Origin of the sequence: Streptomyces sp. NPDC048419 (assembly GCF_043200415.1) — a bacterium.
Classification (GTDB): Bacteria; Actinomycetota; Actinomycetes; order Streptomycetales; family Streptomycetaceae; genus Streptomyces.
On the sequence record NZ_JBICXT010000017.1, the window covers coordinates 42,341 to 57,204 of the forward strand.

Sequence of the window (14,864 nt, forward strand, 5' to 3'; positions counted from 1 at the left end):
CGAGGATTGCGGCGATCGCCGACCTGCGGGCCTTCCGCGCGGAGGACAGGGGGTTACGCACGTCGGCTCCTACGGGTAGCTGGTCAGGTTGGCCACGTTGGTGCCGGAGTTGGACGGGCCTCCGGTGTTGTTGACGACGTGGCTGATCGTGCCGGTCCCGCCGAGGGAGACGGTCACCATGTCGGTGAAGCGGACGCCCGAGGTGTTCGGCGCCTCGATGGCGTGCGCGGCCACCACACCGGGGTTGACGTTGAAGTAGCAGTAACTGCCCAGGCCGTACGCCTGATGGCTGGTGACGGAGTCCGCGACCTTGTAGGCGGCGTAGCCCTGCGTGGAGCCGTTCATCCAGGCCGCCTGGTTCGGCGGGTCGTAGGGCATCTCGTTCTGGTAGAAGTACGTGCGCCCGCCGTTGCCGTTCCAGATGGTCTGGTACTTCTGGAAGTGCTCCACGAACAGGCCGTACATGGTGACGTCGTCACCGTTGACGATCATTCCGGTGTCCGCCGTGTTGCTGGTCCAGCCGACGCCGCTGCCGTGGTCGGCGCGCCATATCCACATGTGGTCGCCGATGACGTCGTCGCTGTTGACGATGAGGCTCGTGGTCGCCTTGCCGACGCCCGCGCCGCCGACGCGGAAGTAGACGTCGTGGAGGGAGGTCGGGTCGGCCGCGTGGGAGGCGGAGGAGCCGTTCGGCCCGACCTCCAGCAGGGAGGGCGAGTTGGTGGTGCCCGCGTCGAACAGCAGGCCCGCCACCTTCACGCCGTCGACGTCGGCGACCTTCATCGCGGTGACGCCGTTGTCGGGGACGAACGTGGCGAGGCCCAGGCCGAGGACGACCGTGTCGGCCCGATTGACCTGAAGGGTCTGGTCGAGGTGGTAGACGCCCGGGGTGACCAGGAGGTTCTTGCCCGCGGCGAGTGCGGAGTTGATCTGCGACGCGGTCGCGCCCGGCTTCACGACGTAGAAGCTGTCCAGCGAGAGCGAGGTGCCCGAGGTGCCGCTCGACCAGCTGGTGCCGGAGGAGTTGGAGCGCGTGGACGGCACGAAGACCTGGTAGGCGCCGGATCCGTCGACGTACAGGAACGGCTTCTCGCGGGTGACCGGGGTCTGGGCGACCGTGGTGTAGGGCGGTTTGGGGAAGCTGGTGGCGGGGACGCCCGTGCTGCCGGCGAACACCATGTTCCAGTTGGAGCCGGTCCAGCTGCCCAGCTGGGAGTTACGGGTCAGCCACTGCTGCTGGCTGCCGGAGTTGACCTGCCCGTCGATCTTGCTGTCGGCGAGGAGACCACCGCTGGACCAACCGCCGTCGTCCAGCGCGAGGTTGCCGCGCAGATGCATGCGACGGTACGGCGCCGCCTGCGAGACCGCCCAACGGTCAGCGCCGCCGGCCGGGTTGACCGACAGGTTCTCCGCGCCGCGCCAGAAGTTCTGGGTGGCGTTGCCCTGGAACCAGTCGGCCTCGGCATGTACCGCGCCGTTCACCGTCACCGCGTCCGGCGACAGCCCGAGACCCAGCACCTGGGTGTAGAAACCGACGTTGACGTCCGCACTGTAGGCGCCGGGCTTGAAGAGCACGGCGTAGCGCTGGGAGCCGAACTGGTTGGTCTCCTGCTGCTGGAAGATCGAGTCGAGCTTGTTCTGGATCGTCGAGGACGACATCGAGGGGTCGAAGACGGCGACGTTCGGGCCGAGGTCGGGGCTGCTGCCCGACTGGGTCACCGGGACCACCTGGAAGCGTTGGGCGGCGGTGCCGTTGCAGGCGTACTGCACGAACTGCACGCTGTCGGCCGTCGAGGCACCGGCGTCGTCCAGGCACTTGCCGCTGTTGCGGTTGACGAAGTGGTAGGCCCCACCGCCGTCGTCGACCGGCAGCCACTGCTGGTTGGCGCCGCCGCCGTAGGTCCACAGGTGGACCTGTGCGCTGTCGGCGGTGGAGACGTCGGCGACGTCCACGACCTGGTTGGTGTCGCCCGCGTTGTTGATCCGGACGTATCCGTCGCTCGTGGCGGTGAAGCTCCAGCGCTGCGCGTTGGTGCCGTTGCAGGAGTACTGCTGCACGGCGGTGCCGTTGACGGTGGCGGCCGCCTTGGCGTCGAGGCAGCGGCCGCTCGCGGCGTTCATGACGGTGGCGAAGCCGGTGGGCAGCGCGGTGGCCGCGGCCTGCGCGGGGCTGCCGCCGAGCAGCGATGCGGCGGTCACGGCCACAACGGCGGCCGCGACGGATCTGCCGGGGCGTGGAAGGGAAGGCATGGGTTTCTCCTTGCCGAAGGCGGGGGTGGCAACTGGGGGAGGATCAGCAGGAGTTCAGCCCGTGTACTGCGAGAAGACGCGGGTGTAGTCCCAGTTGGACTGGCCGACGCCGGAGCAGCTGTCGGCGCTGCCGCCGGTGCAGGGGCGGTCGCGGTTGGCGGACCAGAACGTCAGTCGGGCCAGGTGGTGCTGCTGGGCGTAGGCGAGGATGGTCTGGAAGTCGTTGACGGTGACGGTCTCGTTGTTGTCGGTGATGCCGTTCATCGACGAGATGCCCATGTCCCGGTAGGCCTGGTCGTCGCTGTACCCGTAGGCGCTCTTCAGGGCGGACTTCAGGCCCTCGGCGGCCTGCTTGGTGAGGTTGCCCATGTTCTGGCCGGCACCGCCGAAGTCGAACGGCATGATCGCCCACGCGTCGACCGAAAGGCCGGAGGATGCGGCCCGGTTGATGAGGCTGGTGTCGGGTCCGCTCTGACCGGTGCCGATGGTGATGTACACCTTCAGACCGGCGTTGTTGGCCTTGACGGTCTTGAGCGCGTCGACGGTGCGCTGCTGGACGGTGGGGTTGCTGTAGGCGTCGGCCTCGATGTCGATGTCGATGGCCTTGAGCCCGTAGGCGTTGATGACCTTCTGGTAGGCGGATGCCAGTTCGCCCGCGCTGGAGCAGGAGCTCTCGAGCTTGTTGCCGCTGTAGCCGCCGAAGGACGGGATGATGTCACCGCCGTTGCCGCGCACGGTGTTGACGGTCTGCTGGTCGACACCGCCGGTGAGCGGCCGGCTGCCGTCCCACTGCGGGTTGCAGTATCCGTTGCTCAGGACGAAGGCCAGGGTGAACCACTTGACGCCGGTGGCGTCGGTGATGGTGGTCGGGCTCGGCGGGTCGCCCCAGCCGTTGTAGAGGTACGGCGCCACGGCCATCGGGGCGGATGGGGTGGAGCCGCCGGAGGAGGGCGCGGTCCACTTCTGGTTGGCCGCGCCGGTGCAGCTCCATATCTGGGCACGGGTGCCGTTGGCCGAGGAGTTGCCGGTGGCGTCCATGCACTTGTTGGCCTGTGGGTTGACGATGTCGTGCGCGGCGGTGACCGTCCACTTCTGGTTCGCGCCGCCCGAGCAGCTCCACAGCTGGAGCTGGGCGCCGTCGGCGGTCGAATTGCCGGTCACGTCAAGGCACTTGCCGAGGGCCCGGACGGTGCCGTCGCTGCCGACGGTCCACTGCTGGGCTGCGGTGCCGTTGCAGTCGTAGAGCTGGACGGCGGTGCCGTCCGCGGAGTTGGCGCCGGCGACGTCGAGGCACTTGCCGGCCAGGCCGGTGATCGTGCCGGTGGCGGCCTGCGCGGGGGAGGCGGAGAGCAGACCGGTGGAGAGGGTGAGAGCGGTGACCGTCAGAACGGCGGATACGGGGAGAGGTCTCGGTCTGGCCATGGCGGGACGGCCTTTCGTGGGGGGTGGTGCACCCGGGGCCGCATTCACCTTGTGAACGGACGAGTGCACGCGCGGGGGTGGGGTCGCCCGGTGAAACTAAAGGTACGGACCACTTACGTCAAGGTGTGAAGTAAGAGTTGATGGAAGGGAGTTGAGGAGGTCGCGTCGGGGTGGCGCCAACTCGTGCCGTGGACGGGGAAATTCGTCGCGGCGCGCGAGCGTGAACGGTTAGCCTCCGGCTGGAGGGAGCGCGGCAGATGACCGGCGACGGGGGAGTGGGCATGGAGACGACGGGCGTCCGGACCGACCGGTTCGGCCTTTTGCTGGACCAGTTCGACTGCGCCAGGGAGATGGCCGAGGTGCGGCTCACAGGCCTCGGCGACGAAGAGTACCTGTGGGAGCCGGCACCGGGTTCCTGGTCCATCCGCCGCCGGGGCGAGGCGACGACGGCCAGGGCGTTCGGGCCGGGGGAGTGGGTGCTCGACAAAGGCGCCGCGGACATCCCGGCGAGTGAATACGCCGAGGTGGCCCGGCAGGTGGCCGCCGGCATGACCATCGAGAAGGTCGCCGCGGACTGGACCGTGAGCGTCGAGCGGGTCGAACAGGTCCTCGCCCACACCGGCCCGGTCGAACCCGACGCGTCGCCGGTCACCACGATCGCGTGGCGGCTGGGGCATCTGCACTCCAACTTCGCGGGCGACCATGAGTGGACCTTCGGCGAACGGCGCCGGGATCCGCACGAGTTGGTCGAGTTCACGCCCAGCGCCGCCCTGGCGGTCGAACGGTTCTGGGCGACGGTGGAACGCTGGCGCGAGAGCGTGGCGACCGTGAGCGACGAGCAGCTCGACACGGTCGGCTTCTCGCAGTACCCGTACGGCTCGAATCCCGACGAGCCCTACATCGCCGTCCTGTGGGGGATCAACCTCGAACTCATCCACCACATGGCCGAGATCGCGCTGCTACGGGACCTCTGGCGGGCGCGTCTCTCCCCTCGCACGTAGGCGGGAGGAGAGACGACCCGTCCTCATCGCGCCGCGGTGATCCGAAGCCTGATGGTGCGTGCCTCGGGGCGCAGCGCGAACTCGGGCCACACGTCGGGCCCGCAGGCCCGTGAGCCGAGGCCGTGCTGGGCCGCGTCGATGAACAGATGACTCGTCGTCGAGTCGGGGAGCTCGAAGGGGTGGCCGGCCGCCGCGATCTGCTGCGGGGTGTGGCGGCTGAGGGTGAAGCCGGGGCGACGCCCGCGCGTGTCGGGCAGAGCCACCAGGGACAGCACTTCCGAGTCGCCACTGCTCAGTGTCAGGCGGCGCAGTGCGGAGCGGTGTCCTGTCTCCTGCGGGCGGGCGTAGTCGACCGAAAGATCGTGGACGGTGGCGGAGAACCGGCCCGTGCGTGCCGCGTGGAGACTGTCGGGGTAGGACTCGAACGGGCCCAGGCCGAACCACTCGGCGGCGTCGACGGGGGCCGTGCCGTCGGGCAGATCGAAGCGGACCCCGATCCGCGGCCACACCGTCTGCCAGCCGTTCGAGGGCTGGATCTCCACGCGCAGCTCCAGCTCGCCGTCGTCGAGCGACCAGACGGACTCCACCATGACCGACAGGGCGGAGTTCGCCGCGGAGACCTTGTCGACGGTGCGCAGAGCGTCCGGAGCGTGCTCCACGGCGACGCGCCGCGAGGTCAGCCGGTCGAGACCGTCCCGTCGCCACAGGTCGGCACTGGACACTCCGAGGGCGCTGTCGTCGCTCCCGTCGAGCCGGTCGGACGCGCCTTCGTCGTTGTCGGTCGGCGCACGGAACAGCTCCAGCCGGGGTCCGGTCACGGCACGGCCGGCGAGCCGGACGAGGGTTCCCTCGACGAACTCGGCGGCGCCGAGCGTCAGCGTTCCCGCGGCCGGCTGCCATTCGGCCCGGTGCCGGACAACGGGGACCGGGCGCCGAACCGAGCGGTCCAGCTGGGCGGTTGCCACCACGTGTCCCTCCGGCGCCCACGCGGTCTCCACCGCCAGCACAGCGTCGATCGTCAGCCACGTCTCGGCGTCCGGGGACACCGTGACCGGCGGCAGCGGCACCCACCCCGACCCGCCCGCCGCGACGACGGGAGTGTCCAGGTCCCCGGATTCCACGAGCGTTCCGTCGTGCTCGACGCGCCAGCGGAGGCGCAGGTCCGACGTGTCGGCCGAGTGGCGCAGGTTGGTGAGGGCGAGCTTGTCGCCGTCGAAGGTGAAGTGGACCGGCTGGACGACCGCCTTGAACTCGTGCAGGCTCGGCGTCGGCACGTCGTCGCTCAGCACCATGCCGTCCATCACGAAGTTGCCGTCGTGCACGACCTCTCCGAAGTCGCCGCCGTAGGCGTAGTACGGCGTTCCGTCCGGAGCCGTGGCGAGGATGCCGTGGTCGCGCCACTCCCAGACGAACCCGCCGTGCAGGCGCGGGTGTTGGTGCACAAGAGCCTCGTACTGGTCGAACGCGCCCGGCCCGTTGCCCATCGCGTGGGCGTACTCGCACAGCAGGAACGGCTTGGTGCGCTGCCGGGCGCCCTGCGCGGGAGTGCAGCCCAGCAGCGGTGCGCGCGAGCCGTCGGTGCCGATCTGCTCGGTCTCCAGGACCGACGGGTACATACGGGAGTAGACGTCGGTGTAGTCACCGGTGTAGTCGCCCTCGTAGTGCACGGGGCGTTCGGCGTCGCGGGCGTGGACCCAGGCCGACATGGCGGCGAGATTGCTGCCGGTCCCCGCCTCGTTGCCCAGCGACCAGATCACGATGCTGGGGTGGTTCTTGTCCCGCTCGACGGTGCGTCGGACGCGGTCGAGATAGGCAGCGCGCCATGTGGGGTCGTCGCTCGGGTTCCCGGCCCAGTCGGTCTTGCCGAAGCCGTGGGTCTCCAGGTCGCATTCGAGGATGACCCAGAAGCCGAGTTCGTCCGCGAGGTCGAGCAGCCGGGGGTGCGGCGGGTAGTGGCTGGTGCGGATCGCGTTGACGTTGAACCGCTTCATGCGGGCCAGGTCCTCGCGGGCGTGCTCCTCGTCGAAGACGCGGCCGCGCTCGGGGTGGGTCTCGTGGCGGTTCACCCCGTGGAAGACGACGCGGCGGCCGTTGACCAGGAACCGGTCGCCGCGGATCTCGACCGTACGGAAGCCGACGCGCAGGGCGATGCTCTCCGCGGCCGAGGACACGGTGGCGTCGTACAGGCGGGGCCGCTCGGCCGACCAGGGCTCGACGCCGGCGACGTCGACCGGGGCCACGTCCTTTGCCGAGGCCCAGACCTGCTCGACGCCGAGTTCGGGGATGCGCAGGGTGACGGGGAAGGCCGCCGGATCGGCGCGGACCTCCGGGTCGATGCGCCCGTGTCCGTCGTCGTAGCCGGTCCGCAGCCAGACGTCCTCGATGCCCGCGGCCGGCCGGGCGAGCAGGGTGACGTCGCGGAAGATGCCCGGCAGCCACCACTGGTCCTGGTCCTCGAGGTAGCTGGCCGCCGACCACTGGTGCACGCGCACGGCGACGACATTGCCGCCGGGGCGCACCTCGGACGTCACGTCGAACTCGTGTGCCAGCCGGCTGCCGCTCGCGCTGCCGACCTCGACGCCGTTCACCCACACCCGGAAGAGCGACTCGACGCCGTCGAACCGCAGCACGACACGGTCGGCGTCCGACCAGTCGGCGGGGAGGTCGAAGGGGCGGCGGTAGTCGCCGGTGGGGTTCTCGTCCGGGACGTGGGGCGGGTCGATCGGGAACGGGAACTGGACGTTCGTGTAGATCGGCCGGCCGTAGGCGCCGTCGCCCTGGAGCACCCAGTGCGAGGGCACCGGGATGCTGTCCCAGCCGTCGTCGTCGTAGCCGTCGGCCGCGAAGTCCTCCGGCGCCGAGGCCGTGGGGGAGAGGCGGAACCGCCAAGGCCCGTTCAGGGAGAGGGAGGGGGCGTCGGAGTGCAGCCACGAGCGTGCCGGCCGCAGTGCGCCACGCCCTGGTGCGGTGTCCGAAACAAGTGCGGAGAGTTCGGAAGGCAAAGGGGTCACAACTTTCTTCGTAGCAACAGGCGCTGTCTGTAGGGGAGGTGCGGGCCGACGGGGCACGTTCATCTGAGCACGACGGTGCGGATCTCCCATGGAGCGAGGGTGAATTCGAGCCCGTCCCGCACCGGCTCCGACCCGGGCGGCGGGGAGAGCGGGCGGCCGAGCAGGTCGACCGTGGTGGCCTGGGTGAAGGCGCCGGTCACGCGGACGTGCGACGGGCTGTCGCTCATGGCCGCCAGCCGGATCTCGGTTCCCGCTCCACCCACGCCGTCGCCGACGCGACGGATGCTCGAGACGTGGACGTCCCGGGCCTCGACCTGCACGCCGGTGGTGTCCTCGGGAAGCCGGCCGTCGACGTGCGCCGTTCCGCGGACCACGAGTACGTCGTTGCGGAACTCCTCGGCCAGGGCCACCGCGCCGGCCTCGCGCCAGCCGGCCGCGCAGGGCACGACGGCGAAGCGGTGCTCGATCCGCATGCCGAGTTCCTGCGCTCCCGGCGCCGGGATCTCGCTCGCCGCGGGCTCGTCCCGCAGGGGGTGGATGTTGACGCTGATCGAGCCGACGGCACGCAGCAGGGTGAGGGCGAGTGCGCAGCCGCCGTCGACGACCTCGTACTCGGTGGAGTGGTCGAGCAGGACGGTGGCCGCTCCCGCCGAGACGAAGGAACTCGCGGGGAAGGTCGGGAGCGGATACTCGCCCCAGCCGCCCTCGGCGGTCAACCCCCGCTCGGTGACGGCGAATTGACCTGCGGACGCCGACGTCGTCACCGGTTCGGGCAGCGGCACGTGCAGGCGCAGCCGGTGGTCGGCGGACTGGTTGAGGAACGACGTGGAGATGCGGACGAACGGTTCGCCCGTACGCAGTTCCACCAGCATCTCGACCGGCGTCGGCACCGTACGGTAGCCGCGCACGTCACGGTCGGAGGAGAGCGCGGCGGGCCACTCGTAGACGCGCGTGACCCGCACCCTGGAGCGCAGCGGGCCGCTTTCGAGGACCTCGACGGTGACCCTGGTCGGTTCCGAGACGGGCGCATCCAGGGCGGGGGGCGCGTAGTTGTAGCTGTCGCCGCGGTCGCCTCCGTCGACGAGACGGCCGACGCCGGTCAGGATTGTGCCGTCGACGCCGGTCACGTCCAAGGTGCCGTCGGCGGCGACCGCAACCTCGACCAGCCCGTTGGAGAGCGCGCCGGAGGCGGCCGTGGCAGGGGCGGACCGCGTCGCCGGGGCGGGGGACGTGTCGCTCGCCGCGACCCGCACACCGGCCAGTCCGGAGGCCGGGACGGGGACGGCCACCAGCGCGGTGGCCCGGGCCTCCGTCAGCGTCCGCACCCGCCACCTGCCCGGATGCGCGGACGCCGCGGCGGCGACCTCGCCGCGCAGAACCATCAGATCGAAGGGCCCGCTGGTCGGCACCTCCGCGAGATGGAACACCAGGGAGTTCGGGGTAAGTTCGTAGTGGTCGATCTGCCGGCCGAACAGTTCGCGGCGGTGGATACGGCGCAGCACGCGCTCCAACTGCGAGGCGTCCAGGCGCTCGTCGCTGAGCACGGTCGGAGCCGCGGAGACCAACTGCGCCGGATGCGACGCTCCGTCGGCGGTGGTCGCGATCAGCGTGGACCCCTCGGCAGGTGCTACGACATCCACCTCGACCAGCGCCGTGCGCGCCGACGGCAGTGGATTGGCGACCAGAAAACCGTCGCTCGGCACCAGGGCGGCCGGCTCGGCGAGCGCCGCGTCCCGCACGGCCCGGGCCGTCTGCGCGGCTTCGTCGAGGCGTGCCGCGACCTGGTCGCAGGTCTCGTCGGTGCCGGAGCCGACCACGGAATCATGGGCGGTCGACTCGATGATCTTGTGCCAGGCGAGGGAGAGGAACGCCGAGTCGTCGCGCCGGGACCACAGCGCGTTCATGCGCTCCGCGTGGTCGACGGTCCGCTCGGCCACCGCCATGCGCTGCTTGAGGCCGAGGCGTACGGACAGCACACCCGGGAGGATGTTGCCGCGCACATGGCTGCGCAGCTCGCCGGTGACGACGGAGTGCACCTCGTCCCGTACATGGGCTCGGACGTACTCGTCGAGCGTCGCGACGGTGATCGGGCGCTCCTCGCCGGAGGCGTGCCGCAGCCAGGCCGCCAACTGCGGGTCCGGCGCGTGGTGGTCGGTGCCCGCCATCGCCAGCACCGGGTCGCCGCCCCACCGTTCGGCGGTCATGCGGTCGTACTCGCCGAGCGCACTGCCTATCCGATCCGGTACCAGCAGGACGTCGAGGCCGTTGTCGTAGCCGTCGAAGAGGAACTCGGTGCGCACCTCGGAGCCGTCGGGAGCACGCCAGCGGAAGGCGTGACCGTCGACGGAACCCGGTACACCGCGCCACAGCGCCGCGTGTTCGATGCCCGCGCGGGCCAGGATCTGCGGCATCTGCGCGACGTGGCCGAACATGTCCGGCAGATAGCCGATCGGCATCGCGCCGCCGAGGCGCTCCGCGGCCGCCCAGCCCATCCGCAGATTGCGCACGATGGTCTCGCCGGAGCAGAGGAACTCGTCGAGCAGGATGAGCCACGGCCCGATGGCGAGCCGGCCCTCGCGGACCAGGGCGGCGACGCGCTCGCGGTTCTCGGGCCGCATCTCCAGATAGTCCTCGACCGCGGCCATCTGCCCGTCGACGGTGAAGCGGAAGTCCGGGTCCGCCTCGGCCGTCTCCAGCACGGTGTCGAGTGCGGTGACGAGCCGGTGCCGGAAGACCTGGAACGGCTCGTACCACTCGCGGTCCCAGTGGAAGTGGGGTACGAACACGGCGGAGTTGGGCATGGAGGCAGACACTTTCCGGGTGCGTGGGGGCGTCACTTGAGGGACCCCGCGGCGAGTCCCGTGCGCCAGAACCGCTGGAGCAGGATGAACACGACGATCACCGGCACGATCGACACCAGCGAGCCGGTGATCACGGACTCCTGGAGCAGCGGGGCGCGGGCCGTCTGGCCGTTCCATTCGAAGAGCCCGAGCGTGATCGGGAACAGCGACTCCTTCTGGAGCATCACCATCGGCAGGAAGAAGTTGTTCCAGATGGCCACGAACTGGAACAGGAAGATGGTCACCAGCGCCGGTGTCATCAGCTTGAACGCCACCGAGAAGAACGTGCGGAACTCGCCCGCGCCGTCCAGCCGCGCCGACTCGATCAGCTCCTGCGGTACGGCGGCGCCCGCGAAGATACGCGCGAGGTAGACGCCGAACGGGCTGACGATGCTGGGCAGGAAGACCGCGAAGTAGGTGTTGACGATCCCGGTCGCCGAGAACAGCAGGAACAGCGGCAGCGCGAGCGCGGTGGTCGGCACCAACACCCCGCCGAGGATGACGGAGAACAGGAACTCCCGCCCGCGGAACGGGAACTTGGCGAGGGCGTAGCCGCACAGCGCGGAGATCAGCGTGCCCACGGCCGCGCCCAGCACCGCGTAGACCACGGTGTTGACCGCCCACCGGCCGAAGATGCCGTCGCTGCGGGTGAACAGGATGCGCAGGTTCTCGAGCAGGTTGAAGTGCGAGAACGCGAGGCCGTTGGTGGAGGCGAGGTCGCCCTGGGGCTTCGTCGCGGCCACGATCAGGAAGTAGACCGGCAGCATGAAGTAGACGGCCAGCAGGAGCATCAGCGCCATGACGGCCGTACGGCTGACGCGGCTTTCGCGGATGGAGGGTTGGTAGCTCACAATCCGGCCCTCCTCGACGTCAGTCGCATGAACCCGAAGCTCAGGACGAAGGTGATGACGGCGATGACGACGGAGATCGCCGCCGCCTGCTGATAGTTGTTCCCCGAAGCGACCGCGTAGGCGAGCATGTTGGGCGTGAACGTGCTGGAGATGTTCGAGGAGATCTGCCGCAGCACGGCCGGCTCGGCGTAGAGCTGGAGCGTCCCGATGATCGAGAAGACCGTGGTCAGGACGATCGACGGGGCGATGATCGGCACCTTGATCCGCCATGCGACGGTCCAGTTGCCCGCGCCGTCGATCCGTGCGGCCTCGTAGAGCTCCTGCGGGATCGACTGGAGGGCCGAGTACATGATCAGCATGTTGTAGCCGGTCCACAGCCAGGTCGAGACGTTCGCCGTCGACCACAGCACGGCGCCCGGGCCGAGGAAGTCGGGCTTGAGGCCGACCCCGTTCAACAGGTCGACGACCGGGCTGAGTTGAGGCGAGTACAGATACGACCACATGATCGCCGCGATGACACCGGGCACGGCGTACGGCATGAACGCGGTGATGCGGAAGAACGGCTTGAGCCGCAGCAGCGGTGTGTCCAGCAGCAGCGCCATGATCAGGGCGACGAGCAGCATGACCGGCACCTGCACGATGCCGAACAGGCCGATGCGTCCGATGCTGGACCAGAACTCGTCGTTCTGGAACACCTGCGCGTACTGGTGGAAGCCGCCGAACGTGGTGTACGAGCTGCCGTACTGGCCGCCGGTGCGCCGAACGACGCGGAAGCTCTGCCAGAGCGCGTAGCCGACCGGCACCAGGTAGAACAGCACGAACGGCAGGAAGAACGGGGCCACGAAGGCGAGGATCGTGCCCGCCCGGGGGCCGCCGCCGCGCAGACGGCGACGGCCCTTGGGCGGCTCCACCACGCGGATCGCGTGGGTCGTGCGGGTCGCGATGTCGGTCATGCGATGGTCACTTGCCCGCCGCGGCCGGGATCGCCTGGTCCTTCATGGACTTCAGCGCGGTGGCCTGGGCCTTGGCGAGGGCGTCGCCGAGCGTGCCGTCGCCGGCGGCCGCCTTGGCCATCGCGTCCTGGAGCGCCAGGTTCACCGTCTTCTGGGTGGGCCCCCAGGCGAAACTGGTGTCGATCTTCCTGGACGAGTCGGCGAAGACGTCGAAGACCTTCTCGTTGTCGTAGTACGGAACGCCCTTGGACAGGGCGGGCAGTTGGAGCCCGGCGTTCGCGGCCGGGTAGAGACCGCCCAGCTTGTTCTCCATCGCCAGGGCCTCGGGGTCGCTGTTGAGCCAGGTGTTGAACTTGACCGACTCGTAGAGGTGCTTGCTGCCCTTCATGAACGCCACGGTCGACCCGCCCCAGTCGCCGGAGGAGCCGTTCGTGCCCCACGTCGGCATCGGCACGACGCTCCACTTGCCGGCCTGCTTGGGCAGGTTGTCGCGGAACATGCTGTAGCCCCAGGCGGCGCCGACGTAACTGGCGACCTGGTCCTTCTGGTACGCGGCGTACATCTGCGTCGAGCCGTTGGCGAGGTCGGTGCGCACGAGCTTGCCGGAGATCAGCTTCTGCCAGTAGTCGGCGACCTGCCTGCTCTGCTCGGACTCGACGCTGACCTGCCACTTGCCGCCGGAGTAGCTGTACATCCTGGCGCTGTTCTGCCAGAGGAGACCGTTGAACCACTCGGCGTTGTTCGGGTCGAAGAACGTGATCGTGAGCTTGGAGTCCGCCTTGTGCAGCTTCTGTGCGGCGGCCGCGTACTCGTCCCAGGTCTTCGGCACGGCGATGCCGTACTTCTTGAAGAGGTCGCTGCGCACGAAGAGGGCCATCGGGCCGGTGTCCTGCGGGAGCGCGAACACGCCGGTGTCGCCGAAGCTGGTCTGCGACCAGGTCCACGGCACGAACTTCGACTTGGCGGCGGTGGCGGCCGAGCAGGCCGAGGCGTCCACGAAGGCGTTCTGGGTGCGCAGGTTGGGCAGTTCGTCGTAGCCGACCTGGGCGAGGTCCGGTGCCTTGCCCGCCTTGAGGGCGTTGCCGAGGATGCCGTACTGGTCGTTGGAGATGTTCTTCGTCTCCACCTGGATGTCCGGATTCTTCTTGTTCCAGAGGGCGACGACCCTGTCCATGCCCGGAACGGTGTTCCAGTACTGGAGCGTGACCTTGCCCTTCGCGGGGTCGCAGGAGGCCGCGGCCGCCTTGTCCGACGGACCGGACGAGGAGCAGCCGGAGAGCACGGCGATACCGGTGGCCGCGACGATGGCGGCGAGGCGGGTGCGGGTGAGTGTGTAGCTCATGTTTTCCGTTCCCAGAGAACGACTGGAGGCGGTAGCTGGGTGGGTTGGAACCAAGCGCCGTGAGCGGTAACGTGAGCGCTCACGGGAGCAAGCGATTCGGAGTCTGCGCTTATGTGCGGACATGTGTCAAGGCTCTGGAATCATGCCGATCGGGGTCGCACTCGGCAGACGGAGGTGGACGATGGCGTCGTCGGGTACCGGCCCGCGCCGGGTGACGATCGACGATGTGGCGCGGGCCGTCGGAGTGTCCCGGCAGACCGTGTCGCGCGCGCTCAACGACAAGGGCGAGATCGACGCCACCACCAAGCAGCGCGTCCTCGACGCGGCCCAGGAACTGGGATACCGGCCGAGCCGGTTCGCCCGGGGGCTCGTCCGGCAGGACACGACAAGCGTCGGCCTGGTGATCCCCGACCTGCTCAACCCGTTCTTCACCGAGGTCGCCGCCGCCGCGCTGGAGGCCGCGCGCTCGCGGGGCTGGCACGTCGTCGTCTACGACACCGGAGACCGCGTCGAGGAGGAGCGCGGCACGCTGGAGGTCATCTCCTCGCAGGTGGACGCCGTCGTGGGATATCTGACCCTGCCGGAGGAGGAGATCGACAAGCTGACCCGGGGGCTCCCCGTGGTGCTCATCGACCGGGAGCACCGCGCCGAGCGGTTCAGCGCGATCCGGATCGACGGCGAGGCGGGAGTCCGTGACGCGATCAGGCACCTGGTGGACTCCGGGCACCGGCGCATCGGCATGATCGACCACGCGACCCGGTCCGAGCCGAGCATCCGCCACCACTGGTTCGACGGCGCCATGTCCGCCTGCGGACTGGACTCCGGCACGGTGAGCCGCGCCGACCAGAGCATCGAGGGCGGGGAGGGGGCACTGCGGACACTCCTCGCCGAACACCCGGACGTCACCGCCGTGTTCACCTTCAACGACATCATCGCCATCGGAGCCCTGCGCGCCGCACGCAAGCTCGGACGGCGCATCCCCGAAGACCTCGCCGTGATCGGCTTCGACGGCCTGCAACTCGGCACCCTCGTCGAACCGCCGCTGACCACGGTGGCCCTGGACACCCGGGAGCTCGGCGCGCTCACCGTGGAGCAGGCTGCCCGGCTGCTGACCAGAAGCGGCCCGCTCAGCCGCGACGAGTCGGCGGTCAGGGCGGAGTTGCGGTTGCGCGAATCGGCGTAGCCGCCATCCCG

General features: G+C 69.6%; 9 protein-coding genes. 2 read left to right on the forward strand and 7 right to left on the reverse strand.

The annotated features are described in order from the left end of the window. Window positions 1-69: 69 nt before the first annotated feature. Both ACGFYN_RS30585 and ACGFYN_RS30590 read right to left on the reverse strand, forming a co-directional pair. Entirely contained in the window at window positions 70-2,250 is a 2,181-nt protein-coding gene (locus ACGFYN_RS30585) for an RICIN domain-containing protein (protein WP_393869135.1), read from the reverse strand. Window positions 2,251-2,304: 54 nt separating this feature from the next. After that, entirely contained in the window at window positions 2,305-3,672 is a 1,368-nt protein-coding gene (locus tag ACGFYN_RS30590) for an RICIN domain-containing protein (RefSeq protein ID WP_393869136.1), read from the reverse strand. A gap of 281 nt (window positions 3,673-3,953) precedes the next feature. On the opposite strand from ACGFYN_RS30590, the gene ACGFYN_RS30595 reads away from it, so the two are divergent. Continuing rightward, window positions 3,954-4,673: a DinB family protein gene (locus ACGFYN_RS30595; protein ID WP_393869300.1), complete on the forward strand. Its 720-nt coding sequence runs from the start codon at window positions 3,954-3,956 to the stop codon at window positions 4,671-4,673. Between the two features lie 23 nt (window positions 4,674-4,696). Here the strand turns inward: ACGFYN_RS30595 and ACGFYN_RS30600 are convergent, their stop codons facing one another. From ACGFYN_RS30600 to ACGFYN_RS30620, 5 genes are all read right to left on the reverse strand, one after another. After that, window positions 4,697-7,675 (reverse strand): glycoside hydrolase family 2 TIM barrel-domain containing protein, encoded by a 2,979-nt coding sequence (locus ACGFYN_RS30600; RefSeq protein WP_393869301.1) that lies wholly within the window; start codon window positions 7,673-7,675, stop codon window positions 4,697-4,699. A gap of 68 nt (window positions 7,676-7,743) precedes the next feature. Continuing rightward, a complete protein-coding gene (locus ACGFYN_RS30605) occupies window positions 7,744-10,485 on the reverse strand; it encodes an alpha-mannosidase (RefSeq protein WP_393869137.1) in 2,742 nt (913 codons plus the stop codon). Window positions 10,486-10,517: 32 nt separating this feature from the next. Then, entirely contained in the window at window positions 10,518-11,324 is an 807-nt protein-coding gene (locus tag ACGFYN_RS30610) for a carbohydrate ABC transporter permease (RefSeq protein WP_393869302.1), read from the reverse strand. A 47-nt stretch (window positions 11,325-11,371) separates the two neighbouring features. Continuing rightward, window positions 11,372-12,328, reverse strand: coding sequence for a carbohydrate ABC transporter permease (locus tag ACGFYN_RS30615; RefSeq protein ID WP_393869138.1), 957 nt, complete (start codon window positions 12,326-12,328; stop codon window positions 11,372-11,374). Window positions 12,329-12,335: 7 nt separating this feature from the next. Further along, window positions 12,336-13,670 (reverse strand): ABC transporter substrate-binding protein, encoded by a 1,335-nt coding sequence (locus ACGFYN_RS30620; protein WP_393869139.1) that lies wholly within the window; start codon window positions 13,668-13,670, stop codon window positions 12,336-12,338. A 181-nt stretch (window positions 13,671-13,851) separates the two neighbouring features. Here ACGFYN_RS30620 and ACGFYN_RS30625 point away from each other — a divergent pair, with 181 nt between their 5' ends. Beyond that, on the forward strand, window positions 13,852-14,853 hold the full coding sequence (locus ACGFYN_RS30625; RefSeq protein WP_393869140.1) for a LacI family DNA-binding transcriptional regulator: 1,002 nt from the start codon (window positions 13,852-13,854) through the stop codon (window positions 14,851-14,853). Window positions 14,854-14,864 lie beyond the last annotated feature (11 nt).

What these genes read in the sequence shown, in the direction of transcription:
- ACGFYN_RS30585 (WP_393869135.1), bottom strand. Translation starts at nt 2,250, where the DNA reads ATGCCTTCCCTTCCACGCCCCGGCAGATCCGTCGCGGCCGCCGTTGTG.
- ACGFYN_RS30590 (WP_393869136.1), bottom strand. Translation starts at nt 3,672, where the DNA reads ATGGCCAGACCGAGACCTCTCCCCGTATCCGCCGTTCTGACGGTCACC.
- ACGFYN_RS30595 (WP_393869300.1), top strand. Translation starts at nt 3,954, where the DNA reads ATGGAGACGACGGGCGTCCGGACCGACCGGTTCGGCCTTTTGCTGGAC.
- ACGFYN_RS30605 (WP_393869137.1), bottom strand. Translation starts at nt 10,485, where the DNA reads ATGCCCAACTCCGCCGTGTTCGTACCCCACTTCCACTGGGACCGCGAG.
- ACGFYN_RS30610 (WP_393869302.1), bottom strand. Translation starts at nt 11,324, where the DNA reads ATGGCGCTGATGCTCCTGCTGGCCGTCTACTTCATGCTGCCGGTCTAC.
- ACGFYN_RS30615 (WP_393869138.1), bottom strand. Translation starts at nt 12,328, where the DNA reads ATGACCGACATCGCGACCCGCACGACCCACGCGATCCGCGTGGTGGAG.
- ACGFYN_RS30620 (WP_393869139.1), bottom strand. Translation starts at nt 13,670, where the DNA reads ATGAGCTACACACTCACCCGCACCCGCCTCGCCGCCATCGTCGCGGCC.
- ACGFYN_RS30625 (WP_393869140.1), top strand. Translation starts at nt 13,852, where the DNA reads ATGGCGTCGTCGGGTACCGGCCCGCGCCGGGTGACGATCGACGATGTG.